This window comes from Actinophytocola sp. (assembly GCF_050699915.1).
Classification (GTDB): domain Bacteria; phylum Actinomycetota; class Actinomycetes; order Mycobacteriales; family Pseudonocardiaceae; genus Actinophytocola.
Genome location: NZ_JBOHGA010000168.1, coordinates 1 through 14,399, shown reverse-complemented (window position 1 = coordinate 14,399; position 14,399 = coordinate 1). Strand labels below are relative to the sequence as shown.

The 14,399-nt window shown below is 71.7% G+C and carries 15 protein-coding genes; 6 read left to right on the top strand and 9 right to left on the bottom strand.

The window, feature by feature from the left end; translation table 11 throughout:
* From ACRDSK_RS24595 to lgt, 5 genes are all read left to right on the top strand, one after another.
* Positions 1-362 (top strand): Trp biosynthesis-associated membrane protein (locus ACRDSK_RS24595; protein WP_431443610.1); only part of this gene is annotated, 362 nt, incomplete at its 5' end.
* 134 nt (positions 363-496) lie between these two features.
* Positions 497-1,306 carry an indole-3-glycerol phosphate synthase TrpC gene (trpC, locus tag ACRDSK_RS24590; protein WP_431443609.1) on the top strand — a complete coding sequence of 270 codons (810 nt, stop codon included), beginning with the start codon at positions 497-499 and terminating at the stop codon, positions 1,304-1,306.
* Positions 1,303-2,550: a tryptophan synthase subunit beta gene (gene trpB / locus ACRDSK_RS24585; RefSeq protein ID WP_431443608.1), complete on the top strand. Its 1,248-nt coding sequence runs from the start codon at positions 1,303-1,305 to the stop codon at positions 2,548-2,550. The genes trpC and trpB overlap by 4 nt, the downstream gene beginning before the upstream one ends.
* A 15-nt stretch (positions 2,551-2,565) precedes the next feature.
* On the top strand, positions 2,566-3,360 hold the full coding sequence (trpA, locus tag ACRDSK_RS24580) for a tryptophan synthase subunit alpha (RefSeq protein ID WP_431443607.1): 795 nt from the start codon (positions 2,566-2,568) through the stop codon (positions 3,358-3,360).
* Positions 3,361-3,400: 40 nt separating this feature from the next.
* Positions 3,401-4,678, top strand: coding sequence for a prolipoprotein diacylglyceryl transferase (gene lgt, locus ACRDSK_RS24575; protein WP_431443606.1), 1,278 nt, complete (start codon positions 3,401-3,403; stop codon positions 4,676-4,678).
* 4 nt (positions 4,679-4,682) lie between these two features.
* Here the strand turns inward: lgt and ACRDSK_RS24570 are convergent, their stop codons facing one another.
* The 5 genes from ACRDSK_RS24570 to ACRDSK_RS24550 all read right to left on the bottom strand — a co-directional run bounded on the left by ACRDSK_RS24570 (position 4,683) and on the right by ACRDSK_RS24550 (position 9,429).
* A complete protein-coding gene (locus ACRDSK_RS24570; protein WP_431443605.1) occupies positions 4,683-5,741 on the bottom strand; it encodes an NAD(P)H-dependent amine dehydrogenase family protein in 1,059 nt (352 codons plus the stop codon).
* Positions 5,738-6,526 (bottom strand): SDR family oxidoreductase, encoded by a 789-nt coding sequence (locus ACRDSK_RS24565; protein WP_431443604.1) that lies wholly within the window; start codon positions 6,524-6,526, stop codon positions 5,738-5,740. Before ACRDSK_RS24565 ends, ACRDSK_RS24570 begins: the two co-directional genes overlap by 4 nt.
* A gap of 103 nt (positions 6,527-6,629) precedes the next feature.
* Entirely contained in the window at positions 6,630-7,421 is a 792-nt protein-coding gene (locus ACRDSK_RS24560; protein ID WP_431443603.1) for an ABC transporter ATP-binding protein, read from the bottom strand.
* A complete protein-coding gene (locus ACRDSK_RS24555) occupies positions 7,418-8,482 on the bottom strand; it encodes a FecCD family ABC transporter permease (RefSeq protein ID WP_431443602.1) in 1,065 nt (354 codons plus the stop codon). The genes ACRDSK_RS24560 and ACRDSK_RS24555 overlap by 4 nt, the downstream gene beginning before the upstream one ends.
* Positions 8,482-9,429, bottom strand: a complete 948-nt coding sequence (locus tag ACRDSK_RS24550) for an ABC transporter substrate-binding protein (RefSeq protein WP_431443601.1) — start codon at positions 9,427-9,429, stop codon at positions 8,482-8,484. The genes ACRDSK_RS24555 and ACRDSK_RS24550 overlap by 1 nt, the downstream gene beginning before the upstream one ends.
* Before the next feature lie 320 nt (positions 9,430-9,749).
* Here ACRDSK_RS24550 and ACRDSK_RS24545 point away from each other — a divergent pair, with 320 nt between their 5' ends.
* Positions 9,750-10,208, top strand: coding sequence for a hypothetical protein (locus tag ACRDSK_RS24545; RefSeq protein WP_431443600.1), 459 nt, complete (start codon positions 9,750-9,752; stop codon positions 10,206-10,208).
* 6 nt (positions 10,209-10,214) lie between these two features.
* Here ACRDSK_RS24545 and ACRDSK_RS24540 read toward each other — a convergent pair whose 3' ends face one another.
* The 4 genes from ACRDSK_RS24540 to ACRDSK_RS24525 all read right to left on the bottom strand — a co-directional run.
* On the bottom strand, positions 10,215-11,237 hold the full coding sequence (locus ACRDSK_RS24540; RefSeq protein ID WP_431443599.1) for a LacI family DNA-binding transcriptional regulator: 1,023 nt from the start codon (positions 11,235-11,237) through the stop codon (positions 10,215-10,217).
* The gene (locus ACRDSK_RS24535; protein ID WP_431443598.1) at positions 11,230-12,594 is read right to left on the bottom strand and encodes a GH1 family beta-glucosidase; all 1,365 of its coding nucleotides are present in this window, start codon (positions 12,592-12,594) and stop codon (positions 11,230-11,232) included. The genes ACRDSK_RS24540 and ACRDSK_RS24535 overlap by 8 nt, the downstream gene beginning before the upstream one ends.
* Before the next feature lie 5 nt (positions 12,595-12,599).
* Positions 12,600-13,436: a carbohydrate ABC transporter permease gene (locus ACRDSK_RS24530; RefSeq protein WP_431443597.1), complete on the bottom strand. Its 837-nt coding sequence runs from the start codon at positions 13,434-13,436 to the stop codon at positions 12,600-12,602.
* Between the two features lie 9 nt (positions 13,437-13,445).
* The coding region (locus ACRDSK_RS24525) for a carbohydrate ABC transporter permease (RefSeq protein WP_431443596.1) at positions 13,446-14,399 on the bottom strand (954 nt) is incomplete at its 5' end.

Below are 14,399 nucleotides of genomic sequence, written 5' to 3'. Positions count from 1 at the left end.
CGCTCGTGGCGCTCGCCGGGTTCGCCGGCGCGGTCGCGGCCGGCGGCTGGGCCAAACGGGTGGTAGGCGGGATCGTCGTACTGGCCGGGCTGCTCGCCGGCTGGGCCGCGCTGGCCGGCGGGTCTGGGCCGGGGCCGGTGCTCTCACTGGTCGGCGCCGCGGCGCTGGTCGTGGCCGGTTTCCTGGTGATCCGCTTCGCCGCGAGGCTGCCCACGCTGGGCGCGAAGTACCGGTCGGCCGGCGCACGACGCGCGTCGGGAGATCCGGCCAAAGACCTGTGGGACGGGCTGTCCCAGGGCCAAGATCCCACTGTCGGCCATCCGGCGGACAACGCCGCGAAGAACGTGCGGGACGAGCGCTGAGCACGGACCCGTAACGACTCCTCGCAGGGCACGGGGTTAGCATCCCTGTGGCGGGAAGGGGCAAAGCTGGTGGATAGCACCTGCGACACACGGGAATCGGCGAGACGGTCGCGCCCGGCCAGCGAGTGTGGCCTGTGAGCGTGCTCGAGTCGATCATCGAAGGCGTCCGCGAGGATCTGGCGGAACGCGAGGCAGCGCTGCCGTTCGATGCGCTGAAGGAGCTCGCCGCGAAGGCCCCACCACCCAAGGACGCGCTGGCCGCGCTCCGCGGTTCCGGTATCGGCGTGATCGCGGAGGTGAAGCGGCGCAGCCCCTCCAAGGGCGAGCTGGCGGAGATCACCGACCCGGCCGCGCTCGCCAAGGACTACGCCGACGCGGGCGCGCGCGTGATCAGCGTGCTCACCGAAGGGCGGCGGTTCGGCGGCTCGCTCGCCGACCTCGACGCGGTGCGTGCCGCGGTCAGCGTTCCGTTGCTGCGCAAGGACTTCATCGTCGGCCCCTACCAGGTGCACGAGGCCCGGGCGCACGGCGCCGACCTCGTGCTGCTGATCGTGGCGGCACTCGAGCAGAACGCGCTCGTCTCGCTGCTGGACCGGGCCGAGTCGCTCGGCATGACCGCGCTCGTCGAGGTGCACACCGCCGAGGAGGCCGACCGCGCGCTCGAGGCGGGCGCCACGGTGCTCGGCATCAACGCCCGCAACCTGCACACCCTCGAGGTCGACCGGGACGTGTTCGGCCGGATCGCCCCGGGCCTGCCGATGGACGTCATCAAGATCGCCGAGTCCGGCGTGCGCGGCCCCGGCGACCTGATGACCCACGCCGGCGCCGGCGCGGACGCCGTGCTGGTCGGCGAGAGCCTGGTCGCGAGCCCAGACCCCAAGGCCGCCGTGGTCCAGTTGGTGACCGCCGGCTCGCACCCCGCCTGCCCGAGGCCGAGCAGATGACCGACTCCGAGCAGGAATCCGGCGCGCCGGGCACCGAGCACGAGCCCGACGCGCACGACCCGGACGCGGGCGGCCACTTCGGCCCGTACGGTGGACGGTTCCTGCCGGAGGCGCTGATCGCCGCCATGGACGAGCTGTCCGCCGAGTACGACAAGGCACGGCTCGATCCCGAGTTCGTCGACGAGCTGAACCGGCTGCTCAAGGACTACGCCGGCCGCCCGTCGCTGCTCACCGAGGCGCCCCGGTTCGCCGAGCACGCCGGCGGCGCGCGGATCTTCCTCAAGCGCGAGGACCTCAACCACACCGGGTCGCACAAGATCAACAATGTGCTCGGCCAGGCTCTGCTCACCAAGCGGATGGGCAAGAAGCGGGTCATCGCGGAGACCGGCGCCGGCCAGCACGGCGTGGCCACCGCCACCGCGTGCGCGCTGATGGGCCTCGACTGTGTCGTGTACATGGGCGAGGTCGACACCCAGCGCCAGGCGCTGAACGTGGCCCGGATGCGGCTGCTCGGCGCCGAGGTGATCCCGGTGAAGACCGGCTCGCGCACGTTGAAGGACGCCATCAACGAGGCGCTGCGGGACTGGGTCGCGAACGTCGACAACACCCACTACCTGCTCGGCACGGCCGCCGGCGGGCACCCGTTCCCGGTGATGGTGCGCAACTTCCACAAGGTCATCGGGTCCGAGGCGCGCGAGCAGATCCTGGCGAAGGCGGGCCGGCTGCCCGACGTCGTGGCCGCGTGCGTCGGCGGCGGGTCCAACGCCATCGGCGTCTTCCACGGCTTCATCGACGACCCCGACGTGCGGCTGGTCGGCTTCGAGCCGGGCGGCCACGGCATCGAGTCCGGTGAGCACGGCGCCACGCTCGGCGAGGGCAAGCCGGGCATGCTGCACGGCGCGCTGTCCTACCTGCTGCAGGACGAGGACGGCCAGACGATCGAGGCCTACTCGATCTCCGCCGGGCTGGACTATCCCGGGGTGGGCCCGGAGCACTCGTGGCTCAAGGACACCGGCCGCGCGGAGTACCGCTCGGTGACCGACGACGAGGCGATGGCGGCGTTCCAGCTGCTGTCGCGTACCGAGGGCATCATCCCGGCGATCGAGTCGGCGCACGCGCTGGCCGGCGCGTGCAAGCTCGGGCAGGAACTCGGGCCGGACGCGCTGATCCTGGTGAACCTGTCCGGGCGCGGGGACAAGGACATGGGCACCGCGGCGGACTACTTCGGCTTCGTTGAAAAGTGACTGTGTGGAGACGTGATGGCACGGCTGGACCCGGTGTTCGCCCGGACGCGCGCGGAGGGCCGGGCGGCCCTCATCGGCTACCTGCCGGCCGGCTACCCGACGGTGGACGACTCGGCGGCTCACCTGTCGGCGATGATCGAGGCCGGCTGCGACGTCGTCGAGGTCGGCGTGCCGTACTCGGACCCGGTGATGGACGGCCCGACCATCCAGGCGGCCGCCGACACGGCGCTCAAGGGCGGGTTCCGGCTGCGTGACCTGTTCCGCGTGGTCGAGCGGGTCGCCTCGGCCGGTGGGCAGGTCGTGGTGATGACGTACTGGAACCCGGTGCACGCCTACGGCGTCGACCGGTTCGCCCGCGACCTCGCCGCGGCCGGCGGGCTCGGCATGATCACCCCGGACCTGGTGCCCGACGAGGCGGCCGACTGGCTGGCCGCCTCCGAGGCGCACGACCTGGACCGGATCTTCCTCGTGGCACCGTCCTCGACTCCCGAGCGGCTGGCGTCCACCGCCGCGGCGACCACGGGCTTCCTGTACGCCACGGCCGTCATGGGCGTGACCGGCGCGCGGGACCAGGTCGGCGGTGCGGCGTCCGGGCTGGTGGCCCGGGCTCGCGAGCACGCGGGTGACCTGCCGGTCGCGGTCGGCCTGGGCGTCCGGTCGGGGGACCAGGCGGCCGAGGTGGCGTCGTTCGCCGACGCGGTCGTGGTCGGCTCGGCGTTCGTGTCCCGAGCCGGCGACGTGGCCGGGGTCCGCGAGCTCGCCGGTGAGCTCGCCGAGGGCGTCCGTCGTCGCCCGGTCGTGGCCGGCTAGCTCCGCCCGACGGTTGGGCGACCCTGTGTGCCCGGCCTGGATGTCGCCCGTTACGGTGACGCGCGTGACTGTGGCGTCCAGTGTCTTCCTGGCGAGTATCCCGAGTCCCGATCGTGGCGTCTGGGAGCTCGGTCCCATCCCGATCCGGGCCTACGCGCTCTGTGTGATCGCCGGCATCATCGCGGCGATCTGGTGGGGCGAGCGGCGGTGGATCGCGCGCGGCGGCACGCCGGGCACGGTCATCGACATCTCGGTGTTCGCCGTGCCGTTCGGCCTGGTCGGCGGCCGGCTGTACCACGTGATCACCGACAACCAGCTGTACTTCGGTGCGGACGGCGACCCCGTCAAGATCCTGATGATCTGGGACGGCGGCCTCGGTATCTGGGGTGCCATCGCGCTCGGCGCGGTCGGGGCGTGGATCGGCTGCCGGGTCAAGAAGGTGCCGCTGCCGGTGTTCGCCGACGCGATCGCCCCCGGCGTCGTCCTCGGCCAGGCCATCGGGCGGCTCGGCAACTACTTCAACCAGGAGCTCTACGGCGGGCCGACGGGCCTGCCCTGGGGCCTGGAGATCTACCGGCGCATCAACGAGTCCGGCGCCGAGGACAACCTCAACGGCGTCGCGGTCAACCACATCCCCGTCCAGGTCGTGCACCCCACGTTCCTCTACGAGCTGCTGTGGAACCTGGGCGTGGTCGCGCTCGTCGTCTGGGCCGACCGGCGCTTCCGCCTCGGCCACGGCCGCGCGTTCGCCGTCTACGTCGCCGGCTACACGGCCGGCCGCACGTGGATCGAGCTGATGCGCAGCGACCCGGCCAACGAGGTGTTCGGCGCGCGGGTCAACGTCTGGGTCTCGATCATCGTGTTCCTCGGCGCGATCGCGTACCTGGTCCTCGCCAAGCGGCGCGGCCCACGTGAGGACCTGGCGGCGATCCAGGGCAGCGTGCCACCGGACACCGGCGAGCCGGCGGTCGAGGAGGCCACCGACGTCGATGACGTCGCCGACGCCGACGCGGAGAAGGCGGACGAGACCGACGACGAGGCCGCGGAGTCGGACGATGCGCCCGCGGAGGCGGAGAAGTCCGACGAGCCGGTCGACGAGCCCGCCAAGGCCGACGCCGAGGAGCCCGCGGACGCCAAGGCCGATGAGCCCGCCAAGGCCGATGAGCCCGCCGTGGCTGAGGAGCCTGCCGAGGCCAAGCCGGCCGAGTCGGCCGACGAGCCCGCCGACGACAAGGCGGAGTCTTCCACCGACGAGAAGAGCGAGGAGCCGGCTGGCGAGAAGAAGGAGCCCAGCTCCTCGACCCGCACCGAGACCTGAGGCCTCAGCTCACCAGCCCCCGGCCGGTCACCAGCGGCAGGTCCAGCGCGGTCAGCAGTCCGGGCCGCGCCGCGACCACTGCCGGGATCGCGTTCACCAGGCGCATCGCGGTGGCCTTGAGCCCGGCCGTGTTGTGGTCGCCGTCGTTGGCCACGAGCCGCAGGTCGAGCGTGTAGTTCGGCTCGCCGGTGACCTCGACGCGATAGCCGCCCTGTCCGGCGGGCTGCGGCCAGTCCGGGCCGAGGTCGGGCCGTAGCCGCGTCACGTGCTCGAGCACGCACACGGCCCGGCCGCCGCGCATCCCGCGCACCTCGAAGCGCAGGGCCGCCGCGGTGCCGGCCTCGACCCGCCCGGCGGCGATGTCGAACGTGTCCGGCGCCGGCAGCCGGGTCGCGGTCTCCTCGACGCCGTCGAGCTCGACGCCCAGTCCCGCGGCGAGCTGGCGCACGACGCTGCCCCAGGCGAGCGACAGGATGCCGGGCATCAGCAGCATCGGGGTGTCGTCGAGTGGTCGGCCGAAGCCCATGATGTCGAAGAGCACCTTGGCGTTGTCGTAGGTGGAGTAGTCGAGGATCTCCAGGCAGCGCACCTGGTCGATGCGCTCGCAGACCGAGGTGAGCACGAGCGGCAGCCAGTCGTTCGCGAAGCCGGGATCGATGCCGTTGACCCACAGCGACGCGCCACCGGCGGCGGCCGCCCGGTGGATCGGCTCGACCAGCTCGTCGGGCACCACGCCGGCCGGGTACTGCAGGAACACCGGCGAGCTGGATACGACGTTGACGCCCGCGCGCAGAATCCGTTCGAGGTCGCCGAGCGCCTCGACGATGCGGTCGTCGGCCATCGCCGTGTAGACGACGCAGTCGGGCCTGGTCGCGAGCAGGGCGTCGGCGTCGTCCGTGGCGGCCACACCGAGCGGCCCGATGCCCGCGAGCTCGCCCGCGTCCCGGCCCACCTTGTCCGAAGTGGACACCCAGACGCCGGCCAGCTCGAGGTCCGACCGCGCCGCGATCCCGGCGATCGCGTGCCGGCCGACGTTTCCCGTGCTCCACTGGACAACCCTCATAGGTCCGGCAACCCCAAGTCCAGGTTCGGTGCCTGCAGCCCGCCGTCCACCTCGAGCACCTTGCCGGTGAGGTAGCCGGCCGCGGGCGAGGCGAGGAAGAGGATCGTCGCCGCGACCTCCTCGGCAGTGCCGATGCGGCGCAGGGGAGTGGCCCGTTCCATCTTGGTGCGCAGCTCGTCGTTGGTCAGCACGATGTCCAGCGCGGAGGTGGCCACCGAGCCGACCGAGACGGCGTTCACCCGGATGCGGGGCGCGAGGTCGTAGGCGGACAGTTCGGTCAGGTGGGCGAGCGCCGCCTTGGCCGTGCCGTAGGCGAGGAACCCGCGCCCGGCGACCCGCCCCATGATCGACGAGACGTTCACGATCGCCCCGCCGCCCCCGGCAAGCATCAGCGGCACGGCGGCCTTGGTGAGCGCGTGCGCGGTGGAGACGTTGAACCGGAACGCCTCCTCGAGGAAGCCGGTCTCCGTGTCCAGCAACGGGCGCGGATAGGTCCCACCGAGGTTGTTGACGACGACGTCCAGCCGCCCGAACTCGGCTCGCGCCGCCTCGGCCAGCGTGCTCACAGTGTCCACATCGGACAGGTCGGCGGCGACCGGCAGCGCCCGCCGGCCGGTCGCGGTGACAACCTCGGCCACCTCGTCGAGGTCGGCCTCGGTACGCGCGGAGATCACCACGTCGGCCCCGGCCTCCGCGAACGCCACCGCGGTCGCCGCCCCGATCCCCCGCCCGGCCCCGGTCACCACAGCGACGTGGTCGGTGAGCAGGAACCGGTCCAGGATCACGCGCAGAAATGTAACACGTTCTACCGTGGCGCGTTGGCCTCTGGCCCCCGATTTCGGGGCTACCAACGAGGACTGACAAGAAGACCTTCGCGCCTGTGGGCGGCTACGAGTCCGCCTGCCGGGGCTTGCGGGTAGGCGCGACGACCAGGTTGCCGTTGTCCGTCGTGAGCACCTCGACCGCGGCGGCGTAGTGGCGTTCGATCACCGGGCGGGTGAGAACCTGTTCCGGTGTGCCCGCGGCGACGACCTCGCCGCGGTCGAGGAGCAGCAGGCGGTCGGCGTACTGGGCGGAGAGCGTCAGGTCGTGCAGCGTGCTGACCACCGTCGCGCCCTCCTCCGTGCGCAGGCGGTCGATCAGGTCCAGCAGCGCCTGCGCGTGGCCGATGTCCAGCCCCGTCGTCGGCTCGTCGAGCAGCAGCAGGCCGGCCTGCTGGGCGAGCACCCGGGCCAGCACCGCCCGCTGCCGCTCGCCGCCAGACAGCGTGTGCAGGGCGCGGCCGGCGAGCGCGGTCAGGTCGAGCCGGTCCAGCACCTGCTCCACGATCTCCAGGTCCGCCCGGCGCTCGCGGGCCAGCGGGGCCAGGTGCGGGGTCCGGCCCAACAACACGTAGTCGGTCACCGTGAGCCGGTCCGGCAGGTGGGGAGTCTGTGGCGCGTACGCGATCGCGCGGGCCCGTTCCCGGCTGCCGATCGCGCCGGTCGGCGTGCCGTCGAGCAGGATCTGCCCGTCGTGGTCGACCACGCCGACGATGGACTTGAGCAGTGAGGACTTGCCGGCGCCGTTCGGCCCGATGATCGCCAGCCAGCTGCCGGCCGGCACCTCGACGTCGACGCCGGCGGCGACGACCTTGGTGCCGTAGCGCGCGGTCACCCCGCGCAGGCTGAGCGCCCTCACCGCAGCCTGGCCCGGTTCATCCGAAGCACCAGCAGGAAGAACGGCGCGCCGGTGAACGCGGTGATCACTCCGATCGGCAGCTCGGCCGGCGCGAACGCGGTGCGCGCGACGTGGTCGGCGACGATCAGGAACATCGCCCCGCCGAGCAGCGACAGCGGCACGACGACCCGGTAGCTCGCGCCGGCCAGCAGCCGCACCACATGTGGGACGACGATCCCGACGAACCCGATCAGCCCGCTGACCGCGACCGCCGCCGCGGTGGCCAGTGACGCGGCGAGCAGCACCACGATCCGTACCCGTCCGGGACGGATGCCGAGCGAGACCGCCTCGTCGTCGCCGACAGCGAGTACGTCCAGCAGCCGGCCGCACAGGCAAAGCACCACGCCGGCGAGCCCGATGTAGGGCAGGGTCAGCAGGACCTCTCGCCAGCCGGTGGTGTTCAGCCCGCCCAGCATCCAGCTGTAGACCTGCTTGATCGTGTCCGTGTTGAGCTGCTGGACGAACGTCTGGATCGCCGTGAGGAACGACGCGACCGCGACTCCGGCGAGCAGCAGCACCGCGGTGCCGCCACCGGCCGAGCGACCCAGCATCCAGGTCAGCGTCACCCCGCCGATCGCACCGGCGAACGCGGCGAGGGGGAGCGGGCCGATGATCCATCCGGTGACCGACGGCGCCGCGACGACCACGATCGTCGCGGCCATGCCGGCGCCGGCGGCCGCGCCGAGCAGGTAGGGGTCGGCGAGCGGGTTGCGGAACACGCCCTGGAAGGCGGCGCCGGCCATGGCGAGCGCCGCGCCGACGAGGCCGGCGAGGATCACCCGCGGCAGCCGGACCTCCCAGACGATGCCCGCCTCGATCGTCGACAGCGGCGAGACGCCGCCGGTCAGCTGAGCCCAGATCTCGGCCACGACGCGGGTCCAGCCGAGCTCGGCCGCGCCGAGCAGCGTCGAGATGGTGACCACGACGACCAGCGCGAGCACCGACCCGACCAGCACCGCCGGGCGCAGTCGCGTCGGGGTGACGTCCGGCCGGGCGGCCTCGCGGCTGGTCGCCGTCGGCATCAGCCTTCGCTCGCCTTGGCCACCGCGTCGGAGATCGACCGGGCGAGGTCGACCACGCGCGGTCCCCACCGCGAGGCGAGGTCGTCGTCGAGGGCGACGACGTTGCCGTTCTTCACGGCCCCGAGGTTGCGCCAGCCGGGGCGCGCGGAGACCGATTCCGCGTTCTGCCCGCAGCACTTCGTGTCCGCGAGGAAGATCATGTCCGGGTCGGACTGGAGGATGTGCTCGGTGGACAGCTGGGGGTAGCCGCCGCCGTCCTTGTCGGCCGGGTCGGCGATGTTGGTGAGCCCGAACAGGCCGTAGACCTGGCCGATGAAGGTCTTCGAGGTGGCGCTGAAGAACGTCGTGTCGAGCTCGTGGTAGTAGGTCAGGTCCTGCTTCGGCGCGTCGGCGGCGAGCTTTTCCAGGTCGTCCCGGGTGCGGTCGGCGAGGTCCGTCGCCTCGTCGGCGTGCCCGGTGGCCTCGCCGAATAGCTCGATGCCGGTGTACAGGTCGTCGAGACTCGCGGCCGCGGGGACGACGAGCACCTGCCGGTCGAGCTTCCGCAGGGCGGCGACGATGCCGTCGGCGTCGTCGGAGAGCACCACCAGGTCGGGGTCGTACTTCGCGATCGCCTCGACGTTGGGGGTCAGCCCGGACAGATCGGTCTTCGGCGCCTCGGCGGGGTAGTTGGACTGCTCGTCGGCGGCGACGATCTGTTTGCCGGCGCCGACGGCGAACAGCGTCTCGGTGTTGCTGGCCGACAGCGAGACGATGCGCTCGGGCCGTTCCTCGATCGTCAGCGGCTCGCCCGCGGGCGGCGTGACGGTGACCGGGAACTGCTGCTGCTCGGTCTTGGGCGCGGCGGGTTCCTCGTCGGCGCGCTGGGCGCAGCCGGCGGTGACGAGCGCCGAGACGAGGGCGATGGCCGCGAGGCGTCGCACGCGCCTGCGGTTGGGGTTCGACATGGACCACCTTCGGGTCGTCGGCCCCGAGCAGCGGCGACGTGGCGGTCGCGACGCCGCATCCCTGCACCGGGGGCGGTTGGCGTCGACGCGGGGAGTGGGAGGCGACCTGGCTCGGGCACGCTTTCGCGGGCCACCACAGTTGCGGGACAGCGCCGGGTTCGCACCGGACTTCGCTACCACCTGCCGCGGCCTGGCGGGCCGCGAACTGTTCGCGTCACCGATCAGAGGCCTGACCAGCGAACCGACGTTACCACCTCCTAGCCACCGCCAAGTTCGCCCGATACCGTGGCCGCGACCTAGCCGCGACCCCGGAGCAAGTCGTGTCGATCGAGCAGTGGGCGTTGGTGGCCGGTGTCGGTGTCGTTCTCGCCGTGGTGCTGGTGTGGCTCCGCCGACGTTCGGCCAGGCAACGGCGTGTCCCGCGCTTCGAGGGCAAGCTCGGGAACCGCACGAAGAACCGCGAGTTCGTCGAGTTCCTGACCAAGAACCGCCGGCGCCGGGTCCGGCTCGACGTGTGGCTGGACGAGACCGCGGGCGACGGAGCCGAGTCGCCGTCGGCCGAGCAGATCCGGCTGGTGGCGCCCAACGACAACCCGTCACTGGGCGACGAGTGCGAGATCACCATCCGGGTGGACGACCGCCGCGACAGCCCGCTGTCCCACGACTACGGAGTCTGGCGGCTCAACGGCTACGTCGCGGTGGAGGGCCTGAAGGGCGTCTGGCAGGGCGTCCCGTCCTACCACCTGGTCGCGGTGCCCCGCAGAGCCGCCGCCGAGTAGGCGCGCTCAGACGGAGTCGCGTTCGACGAGCTCTGTCGGGAGGACCACCGGCTCGCCCACCGGGTCGCCGCCGATCTGGGTCAGCAGCAGCTCGGTCATCGTGCGGGCCTGGTCCACCACCGGCTGGTGGATGGTCGTCAGCGGGGGCTCGGTGTGCTTGGCCATCTCGATGTCGTCGTAGCCCACCACCGACACCTCGTCCGGCACGCCGCGGCCGGCGGCCCGCAGGGAGCGCAGCGCGCCGATCGCCATCAGGTCGTTCGCCGCGAACACGGCGTCGACGTCCGGATGGCGGTCCAGCAGCGCGGTCATCGCCTGTTCGCCGGACTCCCGGGTGAAGTCGCCGTAGGCCACCCGGTCGGCCTTGCGCCCGGCGGCGGCCAGCGCCCGCTGGTAACCGCCCAGCCGGTCGTACCCCGCCGTCATGTCCTGCGGTCCAGCGATCGTCGCGATCCGGCGCCGGCCCGCGGTCAGCAGCCGCTCGGCGGCCAGCTGCGCGCCGCCGACGTTGTCCACGTCCACGTACGACAGGCCGGGCAGGTGGCGCTGCGGCCGGCCGCCGACCACGGTCGGGATGCCGGCGTCCAGCAGCAGGCGGGGCAGCGGGTCGTCGTCGTGCATCGAGGCCAGCAGCACGCCGTCGACGTGTCCACTTCGGACGTAGTCGGCGAGCCGGGAGTGCTCGGCGTCGTTGCGCGCGTTCACCAGCACCAGCTGCACGCCGGTGCCGATCAGCGCCTGCGAGGTCGCGATGATGATGTTGCCGAGGTAGGGGTCGGACAACACGGTGGCGTCCGGCTCGCGCATCACCAGCGCCACGGAGTCGGTCCGGCGCATCGCGAGCGAGCGCGCCGCCCGGTTCGGCACGTAGCCCAGCCGGCCGATCGCCGACTCGACCGCGTCCTTCACCTCCGCCGACACCCGTGGCGAGCCGTTGATCACCCGGGACACGGTCGCCCGGGAGACTCCCGCCTCCGCCGCGACCGTGTCCAGGGTCGGCTTCTGCCGCCGGACCGAGACCTCACTCAATGTGTATGCCGTTCGTGCTGATCACCTGCCGGTACCAGTAGGCGCTGTCCTTCCAGGCCCGGTGCTGTGTCGGATAGTCCACGTGGACGATGCCGAACCGCTTCGAGTACCCGTACGACCACTCGAAGTTGTCCAGCAGCGACCACACGAAGTATCCACGAAGGTCGACCCCGGCCTCGATCGCCTCGTGTACGACCGCGAGGTGATCACGCAGGTAGGAGATGCGCTCGGGGTCCCGCACACCGCCGTCGGCGCCCAGCTCGTCGTCGAACGCGGCGCCGTTCTCCGTGATCATCTGCGGGATCGGCGAGTACTCCTCGTGCACCCGGTGCACCACCGCGCGCAGGCCCTGCGCGTCGATGGCCCACCCCATCGCGGTCTTCGGGCCGGGCGGCTGGACGAACCGGATGTCCGAACACCCCGGCCACGCCGTCGGGCCGGGCTCGGCAGGGCCCGCATCCACGAGCGTCGGCGTGTAGTAGTTGATGCCAAGCAGGTCGATGGGCGTCGAGATCACCGCGAGGTCGTCCTCGGACACGAACGACCAGTCGGTCAGCGCCTCGGTGGCTCGCAGCACGTCGGCGGGGTAGTGGCCGCGGAACAGCGGGTCGAGGAACAGCCGGTTGGCGAGTCCGTCGATCCGGCGCACGGCCGCGGTCGCCTCCGGCGAGGTCGCGCCGGGCATCACGGCGCTCAGGTTCAGTGTGATCGACACCTGCGCGCTCGCCGGCAGCACCTCGCGCAGCGCGTCGACCCCGAGCCCGTGGGCCAGCAGCAGGTGGTGCGCCGCTCGCAGCGACAGCGCCGGGTCGGTCCGGCCCGGCGCGTGCACGCCCGCGGCGTACCCGAGGAACGCGGCACACCACGGCTCGTTCAGCGTGGTCCACAGCGGCACCCGGTCGCCCAGCCGCTCACCGACCAGTGCCGCGTACTCCGCGAACCGGGCCGCGGTGTCGCGCTCGCCCCAGCCGCCGGAGTCCTCCAGCTCCTGTGGCAGGTCCCAGTGGTACAGCGTGAGCATCGGGGTGATCCCGTGCGCCGCCAGCTCGTCCACCAGGCGGTCGTAGTGGTCGAGTCCGGCGACGTTCGCCGGACCCTTGCCGCCGGGCTGGATCCGGGGCCACGACACGGAGAACCGGTACGCGGGCAGCCCCAGCGACGCCATCATCGCCACGTCGTCGCGGTAGCGGCGGTAGTGGTCGGTCGCCTCGTCGCCGGTGTCGCCGTCCGCCACCCGCCCCGGCGTGTGGCTGAAGGTGTCCCAGATGGACGGTCCGCGACCGTCCGCGCCGGGCGAGCCCTCGATCTGGTACGCCGCGGTCGCGGCGCCCCACACGAAGCCCTCGGGAAACTCCATCCGGGTCATCCCTTGATCGCCCCCTGCATGATGCCTCCGATGATCTGTCGTCCCAGCAGCAGGAAGACCAGCAGCATGGGGAAGGTGGCGATCACCGTGCCCGCCAGCACCAGCGAGTAGTCCACCTCGATGCCGCTCGCCGTGTTGGCGATCGCCACCTGGACGGTCGGGTTCTGCGTGTTCAGCAGGATCAGTGGCCAGAACAGGTCGTTCCAGTACGTGATGAACGTGAGCAGTGCGAGCACCGCCGCCCCGGGCCGGGCGATGGGCAGCACCACGTTCCAGTAGATCCGCATGGTCGAGGCGCCGTCCACGCGACCGGCCTCGAGCAGCTCGGTCGGCATCGCGGAGGTGAGGTACTGCCGCATGAAGAACACGCCGAACGCGCTCACCAGCGCCGGCACGATGACCCCGCGCAGGTCGTTGGCCCAGCCGAACCACTGGGTGACCATGATGTACAGCGGGATGATCGCGAGCTGCGTCGGCACGAGCATCGTCGCCACGACCGTGGTGAACAACCCGTTGCGGCCGCGGAAGGTCAGCTTGGCGAAGGCGAAGCCCGCGAGCGTGGACGTGAACACCACCGACACGGTGATCGTGCCGGCCACCACCACCGAGTTCGACAGCGCCAGGCCGAAGTTGCCCTGCTCGAACGCCGCCTCGAGGTTCTCCCACAGCGAGCCGCCGGGCACCAGCGGCGGCGGGTACCGGCCGATCGCCGACTGGTCCCGCGAGGACACCACGACCGACCAGTACAGCGGGAAGATCGAGAACACGATGATCGCGAGCAGGAGCCCGTAGGCGGCCCAGCCGGCGGAGCCGGGCGTCTTCGCACGTCTCATCGATGCCTCCTAGTCCGCCGACCGGATGCGCCGCACGAGCAGGAAGTTCACCAGCGCGACGACGACGGTGACCAGGAACAGCGTCCAGGCGATCGCGGCTGCGTAGCCGTACCGGCCGTTGGTCCAGAACTGCTGGTAGAGGTAGAGCACGACCGTCTGGAACTGGCGTTCCGAACCGCCGTTGCTGTTGCGCGTGGTGTCGAACAGGAACGGCTCGGCGAACAGCTGCAGCGCGCCGATCGTCGACACGATGACCGTGAAGATGATCGTCGGCCGCAGGCTCGGGATCGTCACGTACCGGAGCTGCTGCCACTTGCTGGCGCCGTCGATCGACGCCGACTCGTAGAGCTCGTACGGGATCGTCTGCATGGCGGCCAGGTAGATCAGCGCGTTGTAGCCGGTCCAGTGCCAGGTCACCATCGTCGACACGGCCAGCCAGGACGCCCACTTCTCCGCGCGCCAGTCCATCGGGTTCTCGACGAAGGGCTGGAGGAACCAGTTCAGCAGGCCGAAGTCACGCGCGAACACCTGGTTGAAGATCAGCGCGACCGCGGCGACCGAGGTGATGTAGGGGAGCAGCACGCCCATCCGCAGGAACAGCCGGCCGCGCAGCCGGTAGTTCAGCAGGTGCGCGATCCCCAGCGCCAGCAGCAGCTGCGGCACCGTCGACAACAGCCCGATGCCGAACGTGTTGATCAGCGCGTTGTGGAAGTTCTCGTCGCCCAGCAGCTTCGTGTAGTTGTCCAGCCCGACCGAGGTGTCCTCGCTGCCGGGCCGTCGCGGGCTCCACGAGGTCGTCGAGATGATCGCCGTGTAGATCAGCGGGAACAGACCGAACACCGCGAACAGCCCGAAGAACGGCAGGACGTACAGGTACGGCGAGCCCTTGACGTCGAGCCGGTACAGCCGCGAGCGCCAGGCCTGCCGGCGCGGCGACGGTGAGTCCGCGGGACGCCGCCGGTC

Excerpts from the sequence above, each read along its gene's own strand:
- trpB (WP_431443608.1), top strand. The coding sequence starts at position 1,303 with ATGACCGACTCCGAGCAGGAATCCGGCGCGCCGGGCACCGAGCACGAG.
- ACRDSK_RS24555 (WP_431443602.1), bottom strand. The coding sequence starts at position 8,482 with ATGCCGACGGCGACCAGCCGCGAGGCCGCCCGGCCGGACGTCACCCCG.
- ACRDSK_RS24550 (WP_431443601.1), bottom strand. The coding sequence starts at position 9,429 with ATGTCGAACCCCAACCGCAGGCGCGTGCGACGCCTCGCGGCCATCGCC.
- ACRDSK_RS24535 (WP_431443598.1), bottom strand. The coding sequence starts at position 12,594 with ATGGAGTTTCCCGAGGGCTTCGTGTGGGGCGCCGCGACCGCGGCGTAC.
- ACRDSK_RS24570 (WP_431443605.1), bottom strand. The coding sequence starts at position 5,741 with ATGAGGGTTGTCCAGTGGAGCACGGGAAACGTCGGCCGGCACGCGATC.
- trpA (WP_431443607.1), top strand. The coding sequence starts at position 2,566 with ATGGCACGGCTGGACCCGGTGTTCGCCCGGACGCGCGCGGAGGGCCGG.
- lgt (WP_431443606.1), top strand. The coding sequence starts at position 3,401 with ATGTCGCCCGTTACGGTGACGCGCGTGACTGTGGCGTCCAGTGTCTTC.
- ACRDSK_RS24530 (WP_431443597.1), bottom strand. The coding sequence starts at position 13,436 with ATGAGACGTGCGAAGACGCCCGGCTCCGCCGGCTGGGCCGCCTACGGG.